This window comes from Argonema galeatum A003/A1 (genome assembly GCF_023333595.1).
Lineage (GTDB): Bacteria > Cyanobacteriota > Cyanobacteriia > Cyanobacteriales > Aerosakkonemataceae > Argonema > Argonema galeatum.
Window position 1 is genome coordinate 74,122 of sequence record NZ_JAIQZM010000011.1, and the last position, 23,838, is coordinate 97,959.

Here is a 23,838-nt window from a genome sequence, read left to right on the forward strand (position 1 = left end):
CAAGCAAAATTAATTCAGTCTTAAAATCTGAATATCGTAACTAAACAAACCCAAATCATGCTGAAGCGCCGTTGCAGCTATCCACATATCATTAGTTGGAATCGGGTGACCTTTGCTTCTCAAAGAACGATAGATAAGAGCGTAATACAGCGGTTTCCTCATCTATAGAAAAAAGGTTGACTCGACTAGAACTAAGAAACTGTTTCAACTCACGACGATTGACAGCTTCTTTTGTCCCCAATACAAATCCGCCAAGTAACTCTCCTAGAATAATACTATTAATACCAATCATGGGAACGTTCCTAATAATTTCAATTGCTTCAGGAGCGTTTCTTTTAAAGGCCGCGTAAGCATTCGTATCTAGTGAAATAGCTCTTACTGCCATAATTTTTCATCAATTTGATTAAATTCATTAGTATGGCTTAAGAACTCAATTTCATCTTCTTGACTCCAAGTTCCCGATAAAAAATCGAGATCGTGGTAAGTTGTTATCTGATTGTTTAACTCTTCGGAGTTACTTTGTGTAATAAATGTAACAATAACTTGTGTTTGAGAGGGAATGTTATCAGGAATTTCATTTAATTCAATTTGACCATCCCGATAAATTCCCTGAATTGTTTTGAGCATAAATTCTCTCCTAAATTTGTTTTTCGTAAACCACCGAGACGAAACCGTATTAGTAAAATCTGGTTCCTTCTACCTTAGTCCTTGCAGCGTTGTCGCCGTATTAGAAGAAGACAGGTAACACCAATTGGTGAACTGTTGTCAAAACAGTTATAATCACCTCAATCTAGCAACAAAGTCATTAATCTGTTAATCATGACAACAATCTGTCACCCCAGACAAATAATTTACCAACCTGCAAAATATCGGGATGACAGGATTTGAACCTGCGACCCCCTCGTCCCGAACGAGGTGCGCTACCAAGCTGCGCTACATCCCGGCTTTAAACACCAGTTTTTCTATGATACCACATTTTAGCGTAAATACCCACTGACAATCCAAAATCCAAAATCCAAAATCCAAAATCGAATGGCTGTTATCATAGAAACTTGTAAGGGCGGGTTGTGGAGCGAGATGAATGATTGCTTCGATCGCAAATAGTTGCTAAACCCGCCCCTACAAACGATCGATCGTAGTTCAGCAGTTAGAGGCAGGCGTGGTAGTAAAACCGGAGTGGTTGCGGGTAAAAGCGCCTCAGTGGGAGCGCGTTGGCACTGTTAAGGAGATTTTGCGCGATTTATCCCTGAATACCGTTTGCGAAGAAGCTTCTTGCCCGAATATTGGCGAGTGTTTCCACAATGGCACTGCTACATTCTTAATTATGGGGCCTGCTTGCACGCGAGCCTGTCCTTATTGCGATATCGATTTTGAGAAAAAGCCGAAACCCCTAGACGCCACGGAACCGGAACGCTTAGCAGAAGCGGTGCGGCGGCTAAAATTAAATCATGTTGTCATCACCTCGGTAAACCGGGATGATTTACCAGATGGCGGCGCATCTCAGTTTGTGCGCTGCATTGAAGCAATTCGCGCTAGTTCCCCCGGTACGACAATTGAAGTGCTGATTCCTGACTTATGCGGTAATTGGGAAGCACTCGCAGGTATTTTGCAAGCAGAACCAGAAGTGCTGAATCACAATACGGAAACAGTGTCCCGTTTGTATCGGCGAGTGCGTCCGCAAGGAGAATATCAGCGGACAATGGAATTAATGAAGCGATCGCGCGAATTAGCTCCTTGGGTTTATACTAAATCCGGCATTATGGTAGGACTGGGAGAAACGGACGCTGAAGTTCGGGAAGTCATGCAGGATTTGCGAAATGTCGATTGCGATATCCTGACCATAGGACAATATCTCCAACCCAGTCAAAAACATCTAAAAGTCGATAACTTTGTTCCGCCAGCACAATTCGCCGCATGGCAAGAGTTTGGCGAATCAATCGGATTTTTACAAGTTGTTGCTTCACCCTTGACTCGTAGCTCATATCATGCAGAGCAAGTAAGAGCATTGATGGAACGTTACCCCCGCAGTCGATTTTAGATTGAGTTATAAACCAATAATCCAAAATCCGCAATCCAAAATCGCTCTTACTCCGTTCCCGCCAAAAGATTATGTAGGGGCGAAGCATTGCGGGATTAACGTTTCGGTTTTGAATTAAGATTAATCCCGCAATGCTTCGCCCGACCACTATAGTCTTCCACAACCGTTGGGAGTAATGCGATCGCAACGAAGCAAAAATCTCCATTCCGAAGCGTTCATCTGTGGTTAAAAATATCCAAACCTACTTTGAGGATAGACTCTTCTAGGCTTTTATTGGCTAATGGTAATGGAAACTAACGAAGAAACGAATCATCCAAAATCCAAAATCCTCTCTTGCGAAGGTGGGCATCGTGACGGGAACCGCCAAGACGCCCACTTCGCGCAAAATCCAAAATCGATCGCTATTCTGGGAACAGGTGCTTGGGGTACGACTTTGGCGACTCTAGCAGAGGCGAACGGTCATCGCGTGCGTTTGTGGTCTCGTGAATGTTCCCAAAGCCTAGACGATATCATAGCAGGTGTCGATATTATCCTCTCAGCCGTCTCAATGAAAGGCGTCAGACCAGTTGTAGAGCAAGTTTCTTGCTTACCGATTTCCCCTACAACGATTTTTGTCACTGCTACCAAAGGATTAGACCCGTCTACAACTTGCACACCCTCTCAAATTTGGCAAGCGGCATTTCCATCTCATCCCGTCGTAATTCTAGCAGGGCCAAACTTATCCAAAGAAATTCAGGCCCGATTGCCAGCAGCTACTGTTGTTGCGAGTAAAGACGCGGATGCAGCAGTTGTGGTGCAAGGGGTGTTTAACTCAAATCGGTTTCGCGTTTATACCAATGCCGATCCCTTGGGTGTAGAACTAGGTGGTACACTGAAAAATGTAATTGCGATCGCAGCTGGTGCCTGTGATGGTTTGCAACTCGGAACCAATGCCAAAGCCGCTCTTGTCACCCGTGGCTTAGCCGAAATCATCCGCATAGGCGATCGTTGGGGTGCTAATACCGACACATTTTATGGCTTATCAGGATTAGGGGATTTACTAGCCACTTGCAACAGCGCCCTCAGTCGCAACTACCAAGTTGGTTACAAACTCGCCCAAGGCGAAACCCTACCAGAAATTTTGGCTTCCTTGGAGGGAACCGCCGAAGGTGTGAATACAACCGAAGTGCTAGTTCATCAGGCCCTTCGACAGGAAATTGCTGTACCTATTTCTTATCAGGTGTATCGCTTGCTCAAGGGAGAAGTGACTCCCCAAGTCGCCGTGGAAGCACTAATGTTGCGAGACGTTAAGCCAGAGTACAGTAGGTCGGAGAGTTGAACGTCGCGCCCAAAGACATTTGGCAGTGGGTATTTTAACAGTGATCGGGAAAGCATCTATCTAGTGATGTAGATTAACTAAGCCTTTGACAGAGGTCACCCTTGACCCATCGATCTTTTCCTTATACTAGCTGACAAATGCTAAAAGTCAAAAAACTTCGTTGCTGACCGTGTAGCTGCTCAATGCCAGCATTTCTATCGATTCGAGTAACTCTCGATACGTAGAGTACGAGCAAGCTAAGACGATCGCTAGTGTCTAAGACAAGAGTGCATCACCAGTAATTAAGCCGACTAGGCAAAACCAAGCCGTGTTTCTAGTCTTGGAAAATACCAGAACTAGAAACAAATAGCCTTTTCAAGAAAGCCCCTTTGTCACCTGGAGCAGTTGAGGCAATCAGTATGCCAGCAACCTTTTATTCCGCCGATGCCACCTACGAGAGTCAACTAGATGCCGCTAGCTTTGAGCTAGAAGACAGCGCTGAACAAATAGCCAGGGATCTGGTCGATCTGGATTTGGAGGAGGCAGACGCTGCCAACCCTCAGCAAGGCACCAGCCGTCGCACTACCGATCTGGTTCGTTTGTACCTTCAAGACATCGGTCGCGTGCGTTTGCTAGGGCGAGATGAAGAAGTTTCAGAAGCACAACAAGTCCAGCGCTATATGCGGTTGCTGGAATTACGAGAACTAGCCGCCCAGGAGGAAGATGAGACGATTCGGCTCTATGTCGGATTGATTGAGATCCACGATCGTTTAGCTGCTAACCTGGGGCATCGTCCGTCTTGGGAACGATGGGCTGCCGCCGCCTGCCTGACAGTTCCCGAACTCAAGCAAACTTTGGCTACCGGCAAAAGACGCTGGGCAGAACTGACTGCTTTGGATATTGAGGAACTAGACGAGATCCAAGCAGACGGCGTGCGGGCAAAGGAACACATGATCAAAGCAAACCTGCGCTTGGTAGTGTCGGTTGCTAAGAAGTATCAAAATCGCGGCCTAGAATTATTGGATTTAATCCAAGAAGGAACGATGGGTTTGGAGCGAGCTGTCGAGAAGTTCGATCCTACCAAAGGTTATCGCTTTAGCACTTATGCCTACTGGTGGATTCGCCAGGGCATCACGCGGGCGATCGCAACTCAAAGCCGCACGATTCGCCTGCCGGTTCACATTACCGAAAAACTCAACAAAATCAAGAAAGCTCAGCGGAAAATTTCCCAAGAAAAAGGCCGCACCGCGACTCTGGAAGATCTTGCCAAGGAATTGGAGATGACACCCCTGCAAGTGCGGGAAGTGTTGTTCCGAGTGCCCCGCTCTGTTTCTTTGGAAACCAAAGTGGGCAAAGAAAAAGACACCGAGCTGGGCGATCTTTTGGAAACTGAGGACGTATCTCCTGAAGAAACCTTAATGCGAGAAGCTCTCTCTCGCGACTTGCAGCACCTGTTAGCCGATTTAACCAGCCGGGAGCGCGATGTCATCCTCATGCGGTTTGGTTTAGAAGATGGTCATGCCTATTCCCTGGCTGAAATTGGTCGGGCGCTGGATCTATCTCGCGAGCGAGTCCGCCAAATTGAATCGAAAGCTTTGCAAAAGTTGCGGCAACCTAAGCGTCGCAATCGGGTGCGGGATTATCTAGAATCCTTCAGCTGATCGGAGGTAGAACTAGAGAGGGACTAGAGAAGTTTTCTCTAGTCCCTAATTTTTTGTCGAGCGCCTACCACCAATCCCAATACGCCTCGGTTAAAGTCGCGATCGGCTATCACCAATCTTTTTTGATGCCAATTTTTATTAATTATTTAACTAATTATAGATTTTCTCAATAAACTAAATAGCTAAAAATTCTTTTAGCTATTTATTCTCAATAAGCCGGATTTCTTGAAAATTAGATGCTAAATTGTGTATCCTTACCTGATATAGAAGACTTTTTGAGAAAGTCAATTATGACTAACTACACAGCGACCTCTTTTAAAGCCGAGCTGAATGAGAAAGGCTGGCGTATGACTCCCCAGAGGGAGACAATTTTGCAAGTTTTTCAACATCTTCCCAAAGGCGACCATCTCAGCGCTGAAGACCTGCACAATGTGCTACAGACTAGAGGAGAACAGATCAGCCTGTCTACTATTTACCGAACTCTCAAATTAATGGTGAGGATGGGCCTTTTGCGAGAACTGGAGCTGGCAGAAGGACACAAACATTACGAACTAAATCAGCCCTATCCCCATCACCATCATCATTTAGTCTGCATTCAATGCAACAAGACGATCGAATTTAAAAATGACTCAATTTTGAAAATTGGCCTCAAGCAATCTGAAAAAACGGGATTACATCTGCTGGACTGCCAGTTGACCATTCATACCATCTGTCCTGAAGCTTTGCGTCAGGGATGGCCTTCCTTGCTCCCTAGCAATTGGTCATGCCTCAGAACCTTCTCGCAAACAGGTTCTTCACCTTCAACTTAATTAGAGTCCTGGTATGAGCCAGGTATAGCAAAAGTCAAAAGTGAAATGCTTGCTGTGAATTGGTTCTGGCGTTTTAGGATGTCCTAATAGCCTTGACTATTGCTATAAATTAGTTAATTAAGACTAATTCTCAATAAGCAATTTTTGTTGAAAATAACTCGTTAATTGTGTATGATTTTCAATAGAGTACCTTTGTTGAGAAGGTGAAGATGACTGCCTACACGACATCCGCACTGAAAGCGGAACTTAATGACAGAGGCTGGCGTTTGACTCCCCAACGCCAGACCATACTGAATGTTTTTCAAGAGCTTCCTAAAGGTAAGCATCTCAGTGCAGAAGATCTTTATAATCTGCTAGAGAATCAAGGAGAACCGATCAGCCTGTCCACCATCTACCGGAGCCTGAAGTTAATGGCCCGCATGGGCATCCTGCGGGAACTGGAACTGGGGGAAGGACACAAACACTACGAACTCAATCAGCCCTATCCGCATCACCACGATCATCTTATTTGCGTTCGCTGCAATAAGACGATCGAATTCAAAAACGATTCGATTCTAAAAATAGGAACCAAAACAGCAGAAAAAGAAGGATATCACCTGCTTGATTGCCAGCTAACCATCCACGCCATTTGTCCTACCTGCCAACGGGCTTTACTACCCGTGTAAAACTAGGGTCTTTTTTAAGCTCCCAGATCGATCGGATATCTGAGAGCTATTCCGTTTGCAGAATCCTTAGAATTTCACTTTCAGAATGTCACTTTCATCGATCCCGTAGGCACGCTGGGCTTCTTTAACCGCCGCTTTGGTTTGAGCGTTGAAATTACCATCTATCGGCCCTCGATAGAAGCCCTGTTCTTGGAGGCGCTTTTGTAACTCGCTCACATTAAAATTACCGGGCGAACCAGTGTTTTGTAATGCTGCTTGGGTTTTTTGCTCCACAATTCCATTAGGTCTGAGTCCATTATCTCGCTGAAAGCGGATCGCAGCAGCTTTAGTTGCCGAGCCAAAACTACCTGTGGGACGGCTCTTGAAATAGCCTAAATCTCCCAAACGCTGCTGGAGAGCACTAACTGCTGTTCCTCTGTCCCCCAGCCGCAGTACAGGTGTGGTTACGGGTTCGCTAAAGCCTTGCTGTGGGCTGCTTTGATTGGTAAAAGGAGAACTGTCAAACGGCTGATTGGCAGTTGGCGCGTCGCCCGATGCCAAGGTTGTCCAGGTTCGTTTGCCGACGATTCCATCAACGGCTAAGCCGCTGGAGCGCTGGAACTGCTTAACAGCGGTATTAGTTGGCGAATCAAAGACGCCATTAACTTGTCCGTCATAAACACCTGCATCTGTCAACAGTTGCTGGAGGTAGCTGACTTGGGAACCCTTTGAACCTTTTCGCAGGGTGGGACGGTTGTCAGGACTGCCAGGAGTGGCTTTCTCGCTGCCGCCAATTTTATTCTGTAAAGCTTGTTGAGTTTCTGTTTCTACAATGCCATTTGGCGTCAGCCCTAGATCTTGCTGGAACTTGATGACGGCTGTCTTGGTGAGAGGGCCAAAACTCCCAGTCGCACGACGATTAAAGTAGCCGAGTTGTCGCAATTGTTGCTGGAGTTCTGATACCTCTGGGCCTTTAGAGCCTTGGCGCATGGCGGCCATCGCCTGACCTGCCATTCCCAAGCCCAGGGATGCGATCGCAAAACTTAGCACATGAACGCAGACTTTTCTGGAAAGTTTTTTCCAGTTGACTTTGTGCTGAGAAACTTTTAGCAGTCTGGGACTGGCCGGATTGTCAGTTGCCCCAGTTGCCTCATAGGCACTTGCAAGATGTATATAGACAAGGGTTTCCATAATTGTCCTGTAAAACTTTTACTAGCCACTCTATTTACAGAGGGTTGTACATTTTTAATTTTAGCTGACAGATATTCTTGCTTGAACAAGAGTTTAACCTAATCATTCATCTAGGCAAACATATCAGCAGCTAAAAAGTTCATATTGCCATCATAAATCTGTTTATACTCCCTAGCTCAATTTTCGCAAGCAATGTTATAAATCAGGATTTTTGTGGGCGAACCGATCGAGAGGGTTGTAAGGTAGGGTTACCTCGTCTACTGTGATTCTACCCGCTCTATATTACCTGCTTTGACCCAACCTTCGGTATCTCCATCTTCCACGCGAATCTTCAGCCACCTTTTGTCATCGCTTTCGGCCAAAACAACGATGTTTTGGTTATAAGCTACACCTCCAATCCGATCGGACTCCAAGTTCGGCCCACCCCGAAGACTGAGGCCCTTCGACCAGGTGACGCGGCCTTTGTAGGCTCCCGGCTCCAGTGGTTTTGGAGAAGGAGTATCGCTCGGTGTTGGGGTAGCAATAGCTTGTTCAGCAGAGGGAGTGTTACTTGGCGTTGCAGGTGTTGGAGTGGTAGCAGCGGGCTTGGTAGGCGTAGGTTTTGGCAGGCTCTTGGCTATTGTTGCCTGGGCTTTGACCGCTGGTTTGTCATTTGCAAAGATGGGTTTGTCAGGAGGTGCAGTTAATTTTGTGACAAAGTATAGTGCAGCCGCGACCCCTGCGCCAATCATGAGCGCGATCGCGATCACAAAACCGATCAAAAATTTTACAAGGCCAGAAAAACTCATGCCTACTCCCAGTCAGTCGATGATTGTACCATAATACTCTCGATTTTAATAAAATGGAGAGATAACTTTATATTGTTTACCACAAAACAAGAGACTGGGCTATCGAAATTGGCTCTGAATTATACAGCTAAGACTGCTATGCTTAGAAGCTAGACGAGCTTTACCGGCTGCTGCCCATTCCTGTAAAAACTGGATTTGCTCTTGAGCCGTTCGCGCTAGTGGGACTATCTGGCTGGCGGCTTCCAAAATGTCATCAAGCGTAAAGTCCCGATTTTGACTAAAGCCAATGTGCATCGCTTCAATCAAAGACTGTTCTATTTCTGCGCCTGAAAAATCGGGGGTTTCATAGGCAAGGCGATCGAGGTCGTAATTTTTGATGTTGTGAGGGCGCAACCGGGATAAATGAACGCCAAAAATTGCTTTGCGTTCTTCCTGGGTGGGCAAACCGACAAAGAAAATTTCATCAAATCTGCCTTTGCGGAGCATTTCTGCCGGTAACGTTTGGATGTTGTTGGCGGTGGCGACAACAAACACAGGCGAAGTTTTTTCAGCCAACCAGGTGATAAAAGTTCCAAACACACGGTTGCTGGTGCCAGCATCGCCTTTACCATCAACTCCAGAAAAAGCTTTATCAATTTCATCAATCCACAACACGCAGGGAGATAAAGCTTCTGCCAGCTGAATCATTTGACGAGTGCGGGATTCAGATTCGCCCACCAAACCGCCAAACAGACGCCCCACATCCAGGCGAAGTAGGGGTAGGTGCCAGTGGTGGGCGATCGCTTTTGCCATCAGAGATTTGCCAGTTCCCTGAATTCCCACCAACAGCAAGCCTCTGGGGTGCGGTAAGCCATATTGTCTAGCTCGTTCCGAAAACGCACCGCCTCGCAGCAGCAACCAATCTTTTAAATTATCCAAACCACCAACATCAGAAATGTTCTGAGTGGCGGGGTAGAACTCTAAGATTTGGGTTTGGCGGATGGTTTGGCGTTTTTCTTCCAAAACCAGTTCCACGTCTTCAGGACGCAGTTCGCCGTGAGTAGCGATCGCTCTTGCCAGCACCCGGCGAATTCTCTCCATCGAAAGACCCTGGCACGAACGGACAACTTCATCTAAAACTTTGCCTTCCAGAGATTTTCCGGTAGCTGCTGACAAGCGTTCAACTTCCGCTTTAATCTCAGGTGCCGTAGGTAGATGGAACTCCAAGACGGTGATTACTTCGCTGAGTTCCTCTGGGATAGCGATTCTGGGCGACAAGATTACCAAATTCTTGGGCTGAGATTTTAGTAACCGCGCCAGATTTTTGAGTTTGCGGGAAACACCGGCATCTTCCAAAAATCGGTGAAAGTCTCGCAGAATGAAAATAGCTGGAGCGGAAGCCGCTATTTTTTCTACTAATTCCAACGCTTGCAGGGGATTGCGGCGTCCGAAGCCAGCATCGTTGGGGTTACCCTGGTAGCCATCGACAAAATCCCAAATGTAGATGCCGCGATTGCCCTGTTTTTTCGCACAGGTTGCGATCGCAACTTCCACTCTTTCTTCTTCGCAAGTGGGAATATATATCAAAGGGTAGCGGGCTCGCAGCAGCAGTTCAAACTCTTCACTGAAACTCATAGCTATTTTTGATTTTGGATTTTGGATTTTAGATTTTGGATTAAAAGAGTAACAGATATAGCCACAGTCAGATATGTTAGGACAGTATTGAACTATTCCCCGCAAGGAAGCGACTGTGTTTGCACGGCTTTCGTTGCACTCAGCACTTTGCTATAGCATCGACGGTTTTTCATTTTGTCCGATCACCTCCAATCTAAAATCCCAAATCTAAAATCTAAAATTCTTAGGGGAGTTGTTTTTTTAGTGCTTCTAGAGTTGCCCAGCGTCGGTCAGCCACAGGTTCTAACTGGGTAGAATCAGATTTTAGTGGAATTCCCGGACACTTAGAATCGCACCGTTGCCGTAGAGGAATAGCCAGAGACACTTGTTGGTACAGCCAATCGCTGGGATTAAAATAACCGTTTGGGGGTAGCATTTCCAGCAAATCTTCCAAAGCCACTTCCCGTTCCAAAGGGCCATCATCAGATTGATTAGCTGCTTCATCTAACCAAATGAGTTCGGAAGTTTTTAGCACCAGGCGATGATTGTACTGTTGCAAACATCGGTGGCAGGTTAAAGTCATAATTGCTTCTGCTTGAACCCAAACCTCAAGGTAGTTTCCTTGATGGGTAACTCGCATGAGCCCTCGAATTGGCGTTAATGTTTCCAAACCAGCTATAAATTCCTGGAGTTGAATCGCCTCTGTCTTTTCGACTGCTTTGAGCAGTTGGGGAATGTAAATTGGTTCCATATTTTGAGTCATCCTTCTTTGATTTCAAATTCCAGATTTCAAATTTCAAATTTCAAAGTTCCAATTTGAAATCTAAAATTTGAAATCTAAAATCCAAAATTGACTCAGCGCCGCCGCACGACGAGACGGCGGTCTGGTTCTTTGCCCCGACTGTAGCTTTCTAGATCGGTAAATTCCTTCAAAAAGGTATGGATTTGACGCCGTTCAGCTGAAGAAAGATATTCCATTTCAAACTCTTGTCCGTTAGATCGCACCTGCTGAACGGCATACTCTGCCAAGGCGCGGAGTTCTGCTTGTCTGCGGACGCGGTAGCCATTTAGCTCAACAGTATAAGTAGCTTGCTCCTGCTGCTCTTGACCAAGGTTGAGAATAGCATTAGCTAAATACTGAATGGCATCTAACGTCTCACCTTCTGCACCGAGCAAAATCTGGACTTGCGCTGGCGTCAAATGTGTGTGATCGATCGTCAACCAGTAGCTATCTGGTTCTGGTTCTGAAACATCCTCCTGTTCTGCTAGCGTTGCTTGCCTTTCTGGCTTAACTTTGGCAGGAATTTTCATCAACCGCAGCAGTTCTTCCAGCCACTTTTGACCCCGCTGCATTCGACTATCAGTCATGAACATTACCCTGAGGCTTTTTTCTTAGAACGACCCGGTTCAAAGGGGAGAGCCTCTCTTCCCTTTGCATCGGCTTCTTTTTCCTGCTCCTCCACTAATTTTTGGAGGTTTTCCGGCAAGGGTTCCCGTGACAGAATAAAGGTCTGAGCAGTCTGAAAAATGTTAGCGATCACCATATACATCAATACCCCAGCAGGCAGTGGGAAGAACAAAAACATCCCGGAAAATATAATCGGGGTAATTTTGTTGACTGTCTCCTGCTGCGGGTTCGAGGTGGAACCCTGCTGGCCTGAAAGTAACTGGTTTACGTATAAACTCAGACCAAAGAACAGTACCATGCCGACAATATCCCAGTGTATGGTTCCGTTTTCATCCATAGCCCCAACGCGACCGAGGGCATCGATGAAGAGGAAGCCTTTATCAGTTGCTAGCCCTGGAATTGTGCCTTGAATGGTTGCTTCCCCAGGCTGTAAGGCTTCTATGTTGCCGTTTTCATCAATTCGTACCCGCTCTTCTCCTTTGGTAACCTTCCAATGAGGAGTTTTACTTTCAGCAGAGTCAGATGTAAGCTGATTTAACGGTTTTCCGTCTCCAGTCTGAAATTCCAGTTTGGTTGTCTGGCCCACCATTAAGCGGTTACCACCGGGGACTAGCGCTGTAACGGGATAGTGAACGCCATCGGCAATATATATGTTTTGGGGTGCTGTCGCAAAGACTTGCGGTTGAATCTGCTCAATTTGTTCTTTGGGAAAAATTTCCAGGTTGACAGTGTAATTAACATCCGAAAAGGGGGAGCCCCTCAAGGTGGCAAACAGTGCAAATAGCACCGGCATTTGCACCAGAATGGGAAAGCATCCTGCCAAAGGGTTGCCAAATTCTTTGTAGAGTTTGGACATTTCTTCCTGCTGCTTAGCAGGTTCCTCTTTGTAGCGCTCCTGAATTTCCTTTACCCGCTTTTGCATTACTGGTTGGGTGACCCGCGTGCGTCGCATACTGCGAATCGAGTTAGCACTCAAGGGATAGAGTGCAAAGCGAATTACCAGTGTTAGCGCGACGATAGCCAGCCCATAGCTGGGGACGATCCCGTAAAAGAAATCCAGGATCGGCAGCATTACGTTGTTGGATAGAAAACCGATACCAAAATCCATGCGTGTGAAGTCAACCTACAAGCGCTGTATTGTTTAAATCTAATCTAGCTAAGAGGCAGGAATCTGCGGCTGGGGCAGGGGTAAGTGGCACGCGAGATCGAAGGGGACTTTAGTCCGAACCGAAATCTAGCGGCCACAAACTACTACGGAGGGGAACGCCTGTACTGCTGTTTTTTTAGCGACTCGGCGTTCCACCTGTTTTGGCGGATTTGACTGCCACTTTTTCATTGATGTAGTCATAAATTTCGCGAAATTTGGGGATTGCCCGCAGCTCTAGGCGGCTACCGTCTCTGAGAGTCACCACCATATCTCCCCAGAAGCCAAGGCCACGGGGCACCTTTTTGATGTCTACTATTTCTGAGTAGATGATGTCGCTGCGATCGCGTCCCATCCAACCGCCTGTCACCGAGATGCGACGATTGGTAATTCGGTAGCGCAACCACATGGCTCTGACGATCGCTCCTACCGCTAACGGTAAGCCAATCACCGTCAGTCCTATCAGGATGTTAATAATCAGATCCCCGATATGGGGGCCGCCTTCATAATAAACTTCCTCGCGAATGCCCATTGAGTACCTCAGCTTCTGCCAACAACTGCTCTAATTCTTGCAGAAATTGTTGATATTCGCACTGCTCGGCTTTCGGTTTAACGACAACTACCAGCCACCAGCCATACTTAAGCTGGGGCAGTAGGTGACGAAAAGCCGCCCTGATTTGCCGCTTAATTCGATTGCGGGTCACCGCCCGCTTGCTCACTTTTAGGCTGACAGAAATGCCAATGCGAGAGGGAAATTCTGGCCCTGTGGCTGGCGATCTACCTCCCTCCGAGTCGGCTGACTGCTTCAAGGCTCTCAAGGTCAAATTAGCACTTTGGCGACGTATTCCCTTGCGGAATACGGCACTAAAATGTTGTCGGTGCTTGAGTCGATTTGCTTTACGCAAAGCCACAGGCGTCGTGCGTTCCCCCTCTAACCAAAGTTGGCTAACCGCTTACACTCAGACGATAACGTCCTTTTTTGCGGCGGGCTTTAATCACTGCCTGACCATTTTTGGTTCGCATCCTGGCGCGAAAACCGGAAGTTCTTCTTCTTTTACGGCTGGTGCCGTGCAACGTGCGTTTCGTCATTATTTTTTCTCCTCGCTGGCGAGTTTATTGGATAAAAAAGCCGCAATCTACTATTTTATCAGCTATTTGGCAGCTAATTAATGCTCAAGAGCCAAGTGCCAATATAACGCAGTAAAGGCACATCGCCGGGGGAAAGAATCTGACAGTTGAAGTAGAACATCCCGCCAAAATTCGGGTTTTTCACGTTAGATAAGACTAATTCGACGTTGTAGCCTGCTGGTACTGGCTCTTGGGGGTAAATTTGAATTACGCGGTTTTCTTTATCCCAGACCACCTCTTGCAGCGGCACAGATTTGCCTCTTACCCGCACCTCAACCTCTTTGCTATCAAATTCCCCTCTGTAATAATTCGGATAGGAAATAGAAAATTGAGCGACTGCCAACTGCATTTTTTTAGCAGGAATCCTCAGACGGTAACGATCCCAAGCATTGGGTGCGCCGCCAAAATCCAACCTAAAGGGGAGTTGGTTTTCGCGGGGAGGCCCACCAAATAGGGTGAAACCGGGTAAGCTGTCAGCCCAGCTGATGGTGGGAACCCCGGTTAATACAGCAGTACAAGCAAAGGCTGCAAGTAAACGTCGTGTGAAAGACATAGATTCTTTATTGAAAGCGCTAATTAGTCATTAGTCATTAGTCATTAGTCATTTGTCAACCATCAGGCCGGGGGGAATTTTAGATTTTAGATTTTAGATTTTAGATTTTAGATTGAAGAGTAGAAATTAAATCTGCACCAGAAACCGGGTTTCTTCAAGAACCCCAGAAACCCGGTTTCTCTGTACCTCGTCAATATCAAGCTGGTACGCGCAGCTGGGTGAGGATGGCATCGACATTTTTCTTGGCATCGCCAAAGAGCATCCGGGAGTTTTCCTTGTAGAACAGAGGATTTTCCACTCCGGCGTAGCCGCTAGCCATACTGCGTTTCATGACTATAACTTTCTTGGATTTCCAGACTTCTAATACTGGCATTCCGGCGATCGCACTATTTGGATCTTCCATCGCCGCTGGATTAACGGTGTCGTTGGCACCAATCACAAGTACCGCATCGGTTTCGGGGAAATCTTCATTGATTTCTTCCATTTCCAGAACGATGTCGTAAGGCACATTCGCCTCTGCCAGTAGCACGTTCATGTGTCCCGGTAGGCGACCCGCCACTGGATGGATGCCAAACCGAACTTGTACGCCCTTTTCCCGCAATATCTTGGTGACTTCTGACAGGGAGTGTTGAGCTTGAGCTACTGCCATACCGTAGCCGGGAACGATGATGACGTTCTTGGCATCGCGCAAGAGTTCGACGGTATCATCAACTGTGGTTGAGATTACTTCGCCCACTATTTCGCTGGCTGCTGAGACTGTTCCCGATCCGGTGCCAAAGCCACCCAGGATGACGCTGATAAACGATCGGTTCATGGCTTTGCACATGATGTAGCTGAGGATCGCGCCGCTACTGCCGACAAGCGCACCAGTGACGATCAGGAGGTCGTTGGATAGCATGAAGCCAGCGGCTGCTGCTGCCCATCCAGAGTAGCTGTTGAGCATAGAGACGACAACCGGCATATCCGCACCGCCGATCCCCATGACCAAATTAAAGCCCAGAACTCCGGCGAGGGCTGTCATAATCAGCAGCGGTTGCAATCCTGTGTAGTCTTCGGCACCAATAAAGGTGGAGCCAAGTGCGACGGAAGCACCCAGGATGCTGAGATTGATTAAATGGCGTCCCGGCAAAAGTAACGGTTTGCCGCTGATGATACCGCGCAGTTTTCCAAATGCCACGATCGATCCGGTGAAGGTGACAGCACCGATAAACACGCCGATAAAAATCTCGATTTCGTGGATGGTAGCTTCGACGCCAATTAGGGATTGATTCGGTTGCAGGTAGTTGGCGACACCCACCAAAACTGCGGCAGCACCGACAAAGCTATGCAGGATCGCCACTAATTCTGGCATGGAAGTCATGGCGACGTTCGCTGCAACGATCGCACCGATGATTGCGCCCGGAACTATCACCGCTGCCAAGGTGCCGTATTCGGTGATGCCAGCGCCAAGGCCCAACATGGTGGCGACGATCGCTAGAAGCATCCCGATGATGCCGAAGAGGTTGCCCTTGGTTGCGTTTTCTTGATTGGACAAACCACCCAGACTGAGGATAAACAGGGCGCTTGCACCAATGTAAGAAACTGTCAATATACTACTTGTCATTTTGAGGAATTAGTGATTGGTGATTGGTGATTGGTGATTGGGAATTGGGGAATTGGGGAATTGAGAATTGAAAAATTGGGGAATTGAAAAATTGGGAATTCTCCCCCACTCTTCCCTAGCCCCTAGCCCCTAGCCCCTAGCCCCTTCATCTGCGGAACATCTTGAGCATCCGTTGGGTGACGAGAAAGCCGCCGGAAATGTTGATTGTACCGATGAGAATTGCGATCGCGCCCAAAATTGTACTAGGTGAAGTTAGCGAACTGGATATCTGGAGAATGCCGCCAATGATAATAATCCCGCTGATTGCATTGGTGACGCTCATCAAGGGCGTGTGCAGAGCGGGTTTGACGTTCCAAATCACTTGCCAGCCAACGAAGCAAGCCAGCACAAATACGGTGAAGTGAGACAGGAACGAAGGAGGGGCCGCGATACCGACGCCCAAGAGAGCTAAGCCAGTTAGTCCCAGTACGACTAAATCGTTCGTCCCGAAGGTGGATGTCGGTTTGGCTGGTGCTTTTACCGCTGCCTCGACTGGTTTTGCGGGTGTAGCAGAGGGTTGCGGCGGTGAAGGTGCTGCTTTTGGCGGCGGCGGAGGTAGTTCTTCGCCTTCGTAGATTAGGAGGGCTCCGCGAACCACCTCATCGTCCATATCGACTTTGTATTGACCGGATTTGGTCATATCGTCGAGCAAGTGCCAAAGATTGCTGCCATAAAGCTGACTCGACTGTTGCGCCAGACGGCTAGGCAGATCTGTTAAACCAACGATCGTGACGCCATTGTGAGAGTAAACTTCTTTCGGTTTAGTAAGCTCGCAGTTACCGCCTTGTTCTGCTGCCAAATCGACGATCACAGAGCCTTCTTTCATGCTCTCAACCATCTCTTTGGTAATCAAGACGGGTGCTTTTCTGCCAGGGATCACAGCCGTTGTGATGATAATGTCAACTTCCTTAGCTTGGTCAGCAAAGAGGGCCATTTCCGCCTTAATAAACTCTTCGCTCATCACCTTGGCGTAGCCGCCTTGACCTGTGCCGTCTTCTGCGAAATCGAGTTCCAAAAACTCTCCGCCCAAGCTTTGAACTTGCTCTTTAACCACAGGACGGGTATCGAAAGCGCGGACGATCGCACCCAGACCCTTTGCCGCGCCGATAGCTGCCAGTCCCGCAACTCCAGCGCCAATCACCAGTACCTTCGCTGGCGGCACTTTCCCGGCGGCGGTAATCTGTCCGGTAAAGAAGCGACCAAAGTTGCTAGCAGCTTCGACTACAGCGCGGTAACCGGCGATGTTTGCCATCGAGCTGAGGGCGTCCATCTTTTGAGCGCGGCTAATACGCGGAATGGCTTCCATTGCTAGCACCGTGGCTTTCCGCAAAACCAGACGCTCTACCAGTTCCGGGTTTTGGGCCGGCCAGATGAAGCTGATCAGCGTACCGTCAAGACTAAGCAATTCGGCTTCGTGCTTACCGTCTCTGGCGATTTCGGGCGGACGGACTTTGAGGACGATATCCGACTCTGCCCACAGTGTTGGGGCATCGGGTCGGATTTTACATTCAACTTGCTTGTAGGCTTCGTCAGGGAAGTTGGCTAATTCGCCTGCCCCAGACTCTATAAGTACTTCAAAACCTAGCTTCATAAGCCGCTTGGCTGTGTCTGGCGTTGCTGCTACACGACATTCGCCGGGGTGGATTTCCTTGGGGATTCCAACCTTCATAGCTGTTTTTGTTTCCATTGAAATGAGTTCCAAGCGTGCGTCAAGAATCTTATCTATTTGGAGTTATTGCCCAGATCGCTATTTTTCTGTGACTTTGTGTGCGATCGGGCCTTTTCTGTTTCAAAATTTTAGCATTGAGAGCTTTAATGGCTGTTTTTTTTCTAAAGCTTAGTTTATCAAGATTTGAAAATTTATTCGTAAATAAAGGTTGCGAATATTAGAAAATTTTTAATTAATGGCTGATTTGGCTCGATCCCGAATTCTTTTTGAAGATACTGTTGGGACTGGGCTGGATGTGCTACAGAAGCTGGTTGAGGTGAGGTGGTTGTATAGAAACAAACCCTTCTTGACAGGAATGACGCACGGTAAAGAGACTGGAGAGATAGTTTGCTAAGGGTGTTTTATGCTACAGAGACGAGCTATTTTTTGCAGAGCAAACTGTTGCAACTATTGGGGTGCATTATATTTTCTCTCAATCCAATTCTCTAAATCCCGAATATCTTGAAAGTTTGGGTGAACACCGATCCCTCGTAACGCCGACTGAGAACACAGCCCCAATACCAGAGATTTACCTTTTGATAGTCTTGGGCTCCTGCTGATTTAACCTTAAGTTTGTGCAACAAAACAGCTAACGTTACCAACAATGGTTTGTTCCGAAGCGCTGCTAAAGTTTTTAGTTATTTGCAGCTGAACAAAGAATTTCCCGGTTGTTAACCGGGAAATTGTCAATCAAATCCCTTACTTTAATGATGGTGATGATCGTGACCGTGATGATGGTCGTGATGGTCATGATGATGACCGTCGTCATGGTGATGAGCAGCCAGATGCAGATTAACAGCTAATGCTTGTTCTGACAGCAAAGCTTCAATTTGGGGATTAGCCCACTGGGCTGCCATCTTTAAGAAATCTGGATGGTCGTTAACGCAAGCCATTTGTATGCAGTTCACATCTGAATGTTGCCGTTGCAAACCATGAATGATGTGGTCTACATCCAATAAAGTTTCGTGATTTTCTGTGGCAAAGCCAATAGGCATGAAAACAAGAGCTTTGACACCGAGTTCGATTAAGTTTTTGGCAGCTTGCTTGGCATCAGGCTGAGTCCATTCAATTAGTGGCGTATCGTGATTTAACCAACCCACTGAGATGAGTGGATAGCGGTTAATTAGCTTTGACCGGACTAATTCGTAAAGTGCCTCACTTTCGGTAATACCAGAGGTAAATCCTTTGGCTTTGTGGGGACAACCGTGGTTCATTAAAACGATGCCAATTTGAGATGGGAGGTAAGCTTCGGCTAGTTCGGCGGCTATTTTTTCCTCTACGAGACGAGCCATTAAATCGATGTAGGCTGGTTCGTTGTAGAAAGAGGGGATGTAGCGCTGACCTTTAACCCAATGTTCATCACCGTCAACTAGATTTGCAAGAGCTTTGTTTACTTGCTCGACGGCAATACCGCTGGTGAAGATAGAATCTACAACCAGGAGGGGATAGATTAATATTTTGTCAAATCCCTGGGCTTTGATTTCAGTTAAGACTTGTTCGGGGAGGAAGGGGGCGCAAAAGTTGAACGCTTTGAAGACTTGAATGCTAGAGCCCCATTTTTCTTGCAATTCCTTTTCAATACCAGCCCTTTGCTGCTCAAAAATGGCGTTATGAGGCGAAATAAAGTGGTTATGTTGGTGACTCCACTCATGCAGGTCAAACATCGCCAGAATTTTGGCTAGCGGCGGATAAATCCAGGTTGGTACGGGGGCAAACTTCGCTGTGAGTAAATTCAACGCTTGTTCGTTGTAGTTGGCGAAGTCTTCGTAACTCTCCACTTCTCCATAACCCATTAGCAATACGGCAACTCGGTCTTTGCTGCCAGAGTGTGGTAGAGTTTGTTGTCCTATTTTTTCAGGGGTGGCAACCACGTTGCATTCCTCCAAGGGAGTGATGTCGTCATTAGAGCGGGAGAGGCTGGGTCATCCCATTGTCTTGAGGCTAAAATCTCCTCAAAGCGCCACTCCTTTTTTATAGGTTAACATCCCCAGGGGGGGCATTGGGGTAAATGATTTTGGTAACCAGTTGATTTTTGGATGAGGCTTATGAGCGTGATTATTTGCCCTGGGATTCACGAGCCGGAACTGACGGAGAGCTTTCTTGAGGGATTGGGGTGGGTCGGGTCGGATAAGTTATCAAATGGTAGTAAATCGGAAAATATACTTATTTTTCCAGCCCAAGACTATCCAGCATACTCAGCCTTTCACATATTGCAATTCTTGGGAGACTGCGGTATAAATCCTCTCGATCGGCACAAATCACCCGCGCAGCTGGTGTTTATTAGCTTTAGTGCCGGTGTTGTAGGTGCTATTGGAGCGGCTTGGGCGTGGCAAGCGTTAAGAGGAAATGTCAAAGCATTTATCGCTATAGATGGCTGGGGTGTACCCTTGGGGGGTAACTTTCCCATCCATCGGCTGAGTCACGATCGCTTTACCCACTGGAGTTCTGCTCTACTCTTAAGTGGGGAGGACAATTTTTATGCTTCGCCGCCAGTGGCGCATTTAGAACTTTGGCGATCGCCCCAAACAACGCAAGGCTGGTGGGTAAACTCAAAATGTGGGAAATCCGAACAGCGAAGACTCCTCACTGCTGCCCAATTTTTGACTATGCTGTTAGAGCTATACTCCGCACGGGCACAAACTGTTATTTTTGATGTGTAGGGGCGAAGCATGACCGTATTAATTTGTTGGTTGAACCCAAAGATATTTACCGGAATGCGGAGCCCCTACTGCTGGGTTAAAAAAGCTCGTTCTATGACTGTGCTAAATATATTAGGGGAATTAGGGGAATTTTAGATTTTAGATTTAATTTCAAGAAAGAAATCTGAAATCTAAAATCTGAAATTCTCCCCCACTCTCCCTTCCCCCTCTTCCCTAGCCCCTAGCCCCTAGTCCCTAGCTATATTACCTTTCCTATGTTTCCAACTGACCCTTCCATTGCTTCTAGTAACGGGTTTCGGGCTCTCCTAAAAAATGGCCCATTTATGGCGCTTTGGATTGGGCAGGTGGTGTCCCAAATAGCGGATAAAATTTTCTTTATTTTGCTGATTGCCCTGGTAGCCGAGTATCAAGCAGAAGCAGCATCAGGTTTCGCCAATTCGATGCGATCGACTGCGATGGTAGCCTTCACCCTGCCAGCGATTCTGTTTGGATCGGGTGCGGGGATTTTTGTAGACCGCTTCTCCAAAAAGCAAACGATGATCGCTAGCAATGTGATTCGAGAGTTATTAATTATAGCGCTGGCTTTGATACACGATCGGTTTTTTATCCTATTGTTGATTACGTTTCTAATCTCAACAGTAACGCAATTTTTTGCCCCAGCAGAGCAGGCAGCAATTCCGCTGGTGGTAAAGAACAAGGAATTAATGTCTGCTAATGCTATGTTCGCAGCATCAACGATGGGCGCTTTGATTGTGGGCATGATAATTGGCAGCCCCTTGTTGAACTTAGCCAGTCGCTGGTGGGGAGACTATGGGCCGGAGGTTTTGGTGGGCGGGTTATACTTGCTCTCAGCATTTATCATTCGCTTCATGCGAACCAAAGAAACTAGGAGGATTATTGATAAGCAGGCTGCTATCCATCCATTGACTGAGTTGAAGGCGGGTTTGCGCTATCTGAAGCAAAACCGTCTGGTGAGTAACGCGATGGTACAGTTGACGGTTCTGTACTCGGTGTTTGCGGCTTTAACGGTGTTGGCGATCGAACTGGCACAGGAAATCGGTCTCAAGGAGCCTGGTGAATTTAGTTTTCTGTTGGGTGCAGCTGGGGTAGGTATGGTTTTCGGTGCTGGTATTTTAGGATCTTGGGGCGATCGCTTTCACAATAAGCCTTTACCTTTGCTAGGTTTTTTAATGATGAGCTTTGTTTTAGCCATGTTTACCTTTACAACCAAAACATGGCTGGGGTTGGGGCTTAGCGTGTTTTTGGGTGTGGGAGCGTCTTTTATAGGTGTACCTATGCAAACGCTTATTCAAAGACAAACACCAGAATATATGCGCGGCACGGTGTTTGGGTTTCAGAATAATGCGGTTAACATTGCCCTGAGTTTGCCATTAGCGATCGCAGGGCCGCTCACCGATGCCGTTGGCAATGCCCTGGGTTCGGATGACGCCGGTTTGCGGGTCGTCCTTTGGGGTATGAGCATAGTAGTGAGCGCATCTGGTGTCTGGGCGTGGCGCAATACCCGCGACGTATTGCAAGATGTGATTTAGCTATATTACAAACACGCATACCTCAATTTTTCTTTGTCTGAATTCGTATCACAATAGAATTGTGATACGAAATACTAAAGTAGTATTAAATACAATTTCTAAATCCAATAGACCTACCCAATTTGGAGGTGCCCTCTCCGTGTCTTCCCAAACCTTGTCTCAAAGAGAATCTAGTTTAAATGGCGAAGAAACTTCGCCCATACAAACTCTCAGGCGTGCCACGGGTGGTTTCGCCTTAATTGACAGTCTGAAACGCCACGGCGTCAAGCATATTTTTGGCTATCCCGGCGGTGCGATTCTGCCACTGTACGACGAGCTGTACCGGGCAGAAGCTGCTGGTGGCATACAGCATATCCTGGTCAGACACGAGCAAGGAGCCGCCCACGCAGCAGATGGCTATGCCCGCGCTACTGGTCAGGTGGGGGTTTGTTTTGCGACTTCTGGCCCTGGAGCGACTAACCTGGTAACGGGCATTGCCACGGCTCACATGGACTCGATTCCAATGGTGATTGTGACTGGGCAAGTGAGTCGCGCCGCAATTGGAACTGACGCTTTTCAGGAAACGGATATATATGGGATTACGCTGCCGGTAGTTAAGCACTCTTATGTGGTGCGCGACCCCAGAGATATGGCGCGGATAGTGGCGGAAGCTTTCCACATTGCCAGTACAGGGCGTCCGGGGCCTGTTTTAATTGATGTTCCTAAAGATGTGGGGTTAGAAGAATTTGATTATGTGCCGGTAGATCCCGGTTCGGTGAAAATATCGGGATATCGTCCGACGGTGAAGGGCAATCCTCGTCAGACTAGCCAAGCGGTACATTTGATTCGGGAAGCGCGGCGACCTTTACTATATGTGGGAGGGGGTGCGATCGCATCTGGTGCCCATACAGAAATTCTAGAATTGGCAGAACGTTTCCAGATTCCGGTGACGACAACGCTGATGGGTAAGGGTACTTTTGACGAAAACCACCCGTTAGCTTTGGGGATGTTGGGGATGCACGGCACGGCTTATGCTAACTTTGCCGTGAGCGAGTGCGATTTGCTGATTGCGGTGGGTGCCCGTTTTGATGACCGGGTGACTGGTAAGTTGGATGAGTTTGCTTCCCGCGCTAAGGTGATCCACATTGATATTGACCCGGCTGAAGTTGGGAAAAATAGGGCTCCAGAAGTTCCGATTGTGGGCGATGTGCGCCAGGTGCTGATCGATATGCTGCGCCGATGTCACGAAACGGGGGTTTGTGGAAATCCACATCAAACGAAGGAGTGGTTGGAGAAGATCGATCGCTGGCGCGAAGATTATCCTTTAGTCGCACCTCAATATCCCGATGTGCTGTCACCCCAAGAGGTGATTGTGGAGTTAGGGCGGCAAGCGCCTAATGCTTATTACACCACGGATGTGGGTCAGCACCAAATGTGGTCGGCCCAATTCCTCAAAACCGGGCCGCGTCGCTGGATTTCCAGTGCTGGGCTAGGCACGATGGGTTATGGGATGCCAGCAGCAATGGGTGCCAAAATGGCGCTGCCAGATGAAGAGGTGATTTGCGTTGCCGGTGATGCCAGTATCCAAATGAATATTCAGGAACTCGGAACCTTAGCACAGTATGGCATAAATGTCAAGACCGTGATTGTGAATAATGGTTGGCAGGGAATGGTGCGCCAGTGGCAGCAAGCTTTCTATCAGGATCGCTACTCGTCATCCAATATGGAAGTTGGGATGCCTGATTTTGTGAAGCTGGCGGATGCTTATGGCATCAAGGGAATGGTGGTTAGCAGTCGGGATGAGTTGAAGAATGCCGTTGCCGAAATGCTAGCGCACAATGGCCCCGTGTTGATGAATGTGCTTGTGAAACGGGATGAAAATTGTTACCCGATGGTAGCACCCGGTAAGAGCAATGCACAAATGATTGGGTTGCCACAACGTAGCAAACTGGAACCTACAGAGTTACTTTACTGTAGCAATTGCGGTGCTAAAAATGTGGGTAGCAACAATTTCTGTCCTGAATGCGGCACGAAGTTGTAGATCG

The 23,838-nt window shown here is 47.5% G+C and carries 24 protein-coding genes and 1 tRNA gene; 8 read left to right on the plus strand and 17 right to left on the minus strand.

All coding sequences use genetic code 11. The features are described from left to right. Positions 1–9: 9 nt before the first annotated feature. The 4 genes from LAY41_RS32790 to LAY41_RS13940 all read right to left on the minus strand — a co-directional run bounded on the left by LAY41_RS32790 (position 10) and on the right by LAY41_RS13940 (position 943). The gene (locus LAY41_RS32790) at positions 10–162 is read right to left on the minus strand and encodes a PIN domain-containing protein (RefSeq protein ID WP_420840319.1); all 153 of its coding nucleotides are present in this window, start codon (positions 160–162) and stop codon (positions 10–12) included. Further along, on the minus strand, positions 92–385 hold the full coding sequence (locus LAY41_RS13930; RefSeq protein ID WP_249098548.1) for a PIN domain-containing protein: 294 nt from the start codon (positions 383–385) through the stop codon (positions 92–94). Before LAY41_RS13930 ends, LAY41_RS32790 begins: the two co-directional genes overlap by 71 nt. Continuing rightward, positions 376–627, minus strand: coding sequence for a hypothetical protein (locus tag LAY41_RS13935; RefSeq protein ID WP_249098550.1), 252 nt, complete (start codon positions 625–627; stop codon positions 376–378). Before LAY41_RS13935 ends, LAY41_RS13930 begins: the two co-directional genes overlap by 10 nt. Positions 628–869: 242 nt before the next feature. Then, positions 870–943 (minus strand) — tRNA-Pro (locus LAY41_RS13940). A gap of 216 nt (positions 944–1,159) precedes the next feature. Between LAY41_RS13940 and lipA the strand changes: the two genes are divergently transcribed. From lipA to LAY41_RS13965, 5 genes are all read left to right on the plus strand, one after another. Further along, positions 1,160–2,038 carry a lipoyl synthase gene (lipA, locus tag LAY41_RS13945; RefSeq protein WP_249098553.1) on the plus strand — a complete coding sequence of 293 codons (879 nt, stop codon included), beginning with the start codon at positions 1,160–1,162 and terminating at the stop codon, positions 2,036–2,038. Positions 2,039–2,324: 286 nt separating this feature from the next. Continuing rightward, complete coding sequence (locus LAY41_RS13950; protein ID WP_249098556.1) at positions 2,325–3,356, plus strand: NAD(P)H-dependent glycerol-3-phosphate dehydrogenase; 1,032 nt, start codon at positions 2,325–2,327, stop codon at positions 3,354–3,356. Positions 3,357–3,754: 398 nt separating this feature from the next. Then, positions 3,755–4,996, plus strand: a complete 1,242-nt coding sequence (sigC, locus tag LAY41_RS13955; RefSeq protein ID WP_249098559.1) for an RNA polymerase sigma factor SigC — start codon at positions 3,755–3,757, stop codon at positions 4,994–4,996. Between the two features lie 290 nt (positions 4,997–5,286). Continuing rightward, positions 5,287–5,805: a Fur family transcriptional regulator gene (locus LAY41_RS13960; protein WP_249098562.1), complete on the plus strand. Its 519-nt coding sequence runs from the start codon at positions 5,287–5,289 to the stop codon at positions 5,803–5,805. 209 nt (positions 5,806–6,014) lie between these two features. Then, a complete protein-coding gene (locus LAY41_RS13965) occupies positions 6,015–6,470 on the plus strand; it encodes a Fur family transcriptional regulator (RefSeq protein ID WP_249098564.1) in 456 nt (151 codons plus the stop codon). Between the two features lie 66 nt (positions 6,471–6,536). On the opposite strand, the gene LAY41_RS13970 is transcribed toward LAY41_RS13965, so the two are convergent. From LAY41_RS13970 to LAY41_RS14030, 13 genes are all read right to left on the minus strand, one after another. Next, a complete protein-coding gene (locus LAY41_RS13970; protein ID WP_249098566.1) occupies positions 6,537–7,640 on the minus strand; it encodes a peptidoglycan-binding domain-containing protein in 1,104 nt (367 codons plus the stop codon). A gap of 257 nt (positions 7,641–7,897) precedes the next feature. Next, a complete protein-coding gene (locus tag LAY41_RS13975) occupies positions 7,898–8,428 on the minus strand; it encodes an SH3 domain-containing protein (protein ID WP_249098569.1) in 531 nt (176 codons plus the stop codon). A gap of 99 nt (positions 8,429–8,527) precedes the next feature. After that, positions 8,528–10,042 (minus strand): AAA family ATPase, encoded by a 1,515-nt coding sequence (locus LAY41_RS13980; RefSeq protein WP_249098572.1) that lies wholly within the window; start codon positions 10,040–10,042, stop codon positions 8,528–8,530. A 223-nt stretch (positions 10,043–10,265) separates the two neighbouring features. Beyond that, a complete protein-coding gene (locus tag LAY41_RS13985; protein WP_249098824.1) occupies positions 10,266–10,772 on the minus strand; it encodes a YceD family protein in 507 nt (168 codons plus the stop codon). Positions 10,773–10,876: 104 nt separating this feature from the next. Beyond that, a complete protein-coding gene (locus LAY41_RS13990; RefSeq protein ID WP_249098575.1) occupies positions 10,877–11,389 on the minus strand; it encodes a Jag family protein in 513 nt (170 codons plus the stop codon). 5 nt (positions 11,390–11,394) lie between these two features. Further along, positions 11,395–12,537: a membrane protein insertase YidC gene (gene yidC / locus LAY41_RS13995; RefSeq protein WP_249098578.1), complete on the minus strand. Its 1,143-nt coding sequence runs from the start codon at positions 12,535–12,537 to the stop codon at positions 11,395–11,397. Positions 12,538–12,712: 175 nt separating this feature from the next. Continuing rightward, the gene (locus LAY41_RS14000; protein WP_249098579.1) at positions 12,713–13,105 is read right to left on the minus strand and encodes a PH domain-containing protein; all 393 of its coding nucleotides are present in this window, start codon (positions 13,103–13,105) and stop codon (positions 12,713–12,715) included. Further along, positions 13,077–13,484, minus strand: a complete 408-nt coding sequence (gene rnpA, locus LAY41_RS14005) for a ribonuclease P protein component (RefSeq protein WP_249098584.1) — start codon at positions 13,482–13,484, stop codon at positions 13,077–13,079. Before rnpA ends, LAY41_RS14000 begins: the two co-directional genes overlap by 29 nt. A 34-nt stretch (positions 13,485–13,518) precedes the next feature. Further along, entirely contained in the window at positions 13,519–13,662 is a 144-nt protein-coding gene (gene rpmH, locus LAY41_RS14010; RefSeq protein ID WP_190474509.1) for a 50S ribosomal protein L34, read from the minus strand. A 73-nt stretch (positions 13,663–13,735) separates the two neighbouring features. Next, complete coding sequence (locus LAY41_RS14015) at positions 13,736–14,254, minus strand: DUF2808 domain-containing protein (RefSeq protein ID WP_249098586.1); 519 nt, start codon at positions 14,252–14,254, stop codon at positions 13,736–13,738. Between the two features lie 196 nt (positions 14,255–14,450). Then, on the minus strand, positions 14,451–15,857 hold the full coding sequence (pntB, locus tag LAY41_RS14020; protein ID WP_249098589.1) for a Re/Si-specific NAD(P)(+) transhydrogenase subunit beta: 1,407 nt from the start codon (positions 15,855–15,857) through the stop codon (positions 14,451–14,453). A gap of 145 nt (positions 15,858–16,002) precedes the next feature. Further along, complete coding sequence (gene pntA, locus LAY41_RS14025; RefSeq protein WP_338022988.1) at positions 16,003–17,583, minus strand: Re/Si-specific NAD(P)(+) transhydrogenase subunit alpha; 1,581 nt, start codon at positions 17,581–17,583, stop codon at positions 16,003–16,005. A 725-nt stretch (positions 17,584–18,308) separates the two neighbouring features. Next, positions 18,309–19,475 carry a ferrochelatase gene (locus tag LAY41_RS14030; RefSeq protein ID WP_249098593.1) on the minus strand — a complete coding sequence of 389 codons (1,167 nt, stop codon included), beginning with the start codon at positions 19,473–19,475 and terminating at the stop codon, positions 18,309–18,311. Between the two features lie 174 nt (positions 19,476–19,649). On the opposite strand from LAY41_RS14030, the gene LAY41_RS14035 reads away from it, so the two are divergent. The 3 genes from LAY41_RS14035 to ilvB all read left to right on the plus strand — a co-directional run bounded on the left by LAY41_RS14035 (position 19,650) and on the right by ilvB (position 23,834). Then, a complete protein-coding gene (locus LAY41_RS14035) occupies positions 19,650–20,264 on the plus strand; it encodes a hypothetical protein (RefSeq protein ID WP_249098596.1) in 615 nt (204 codons plus the stop codon). Between the two features lie 254 nt (positions 20,265–20,518). Further along, positions 20,519–21,814, plus strand: a complete 1,296-nt coding sequence (locus tag LAY41_RS14040; protein WP_249098599.1) for an MFS transporter — start codon at positions 20,519–20,521, stop codon at positions 21,812–21,814. Between the two features lie 154 nt (positions 21,815–21,968). Further along, entirely contained in the window at positions 21,969–23,834 is a 1,866-nt protein-coding gene (gene ilvB / locus LAY41_RS14045; protein ID WP_275974143.1) for a biosynthetic-type acetolactate synthase large subunit, read from the plus strand. The last annotated feature ends 4 nt before the right edge of the window (positions 23,835–23,838 follow it).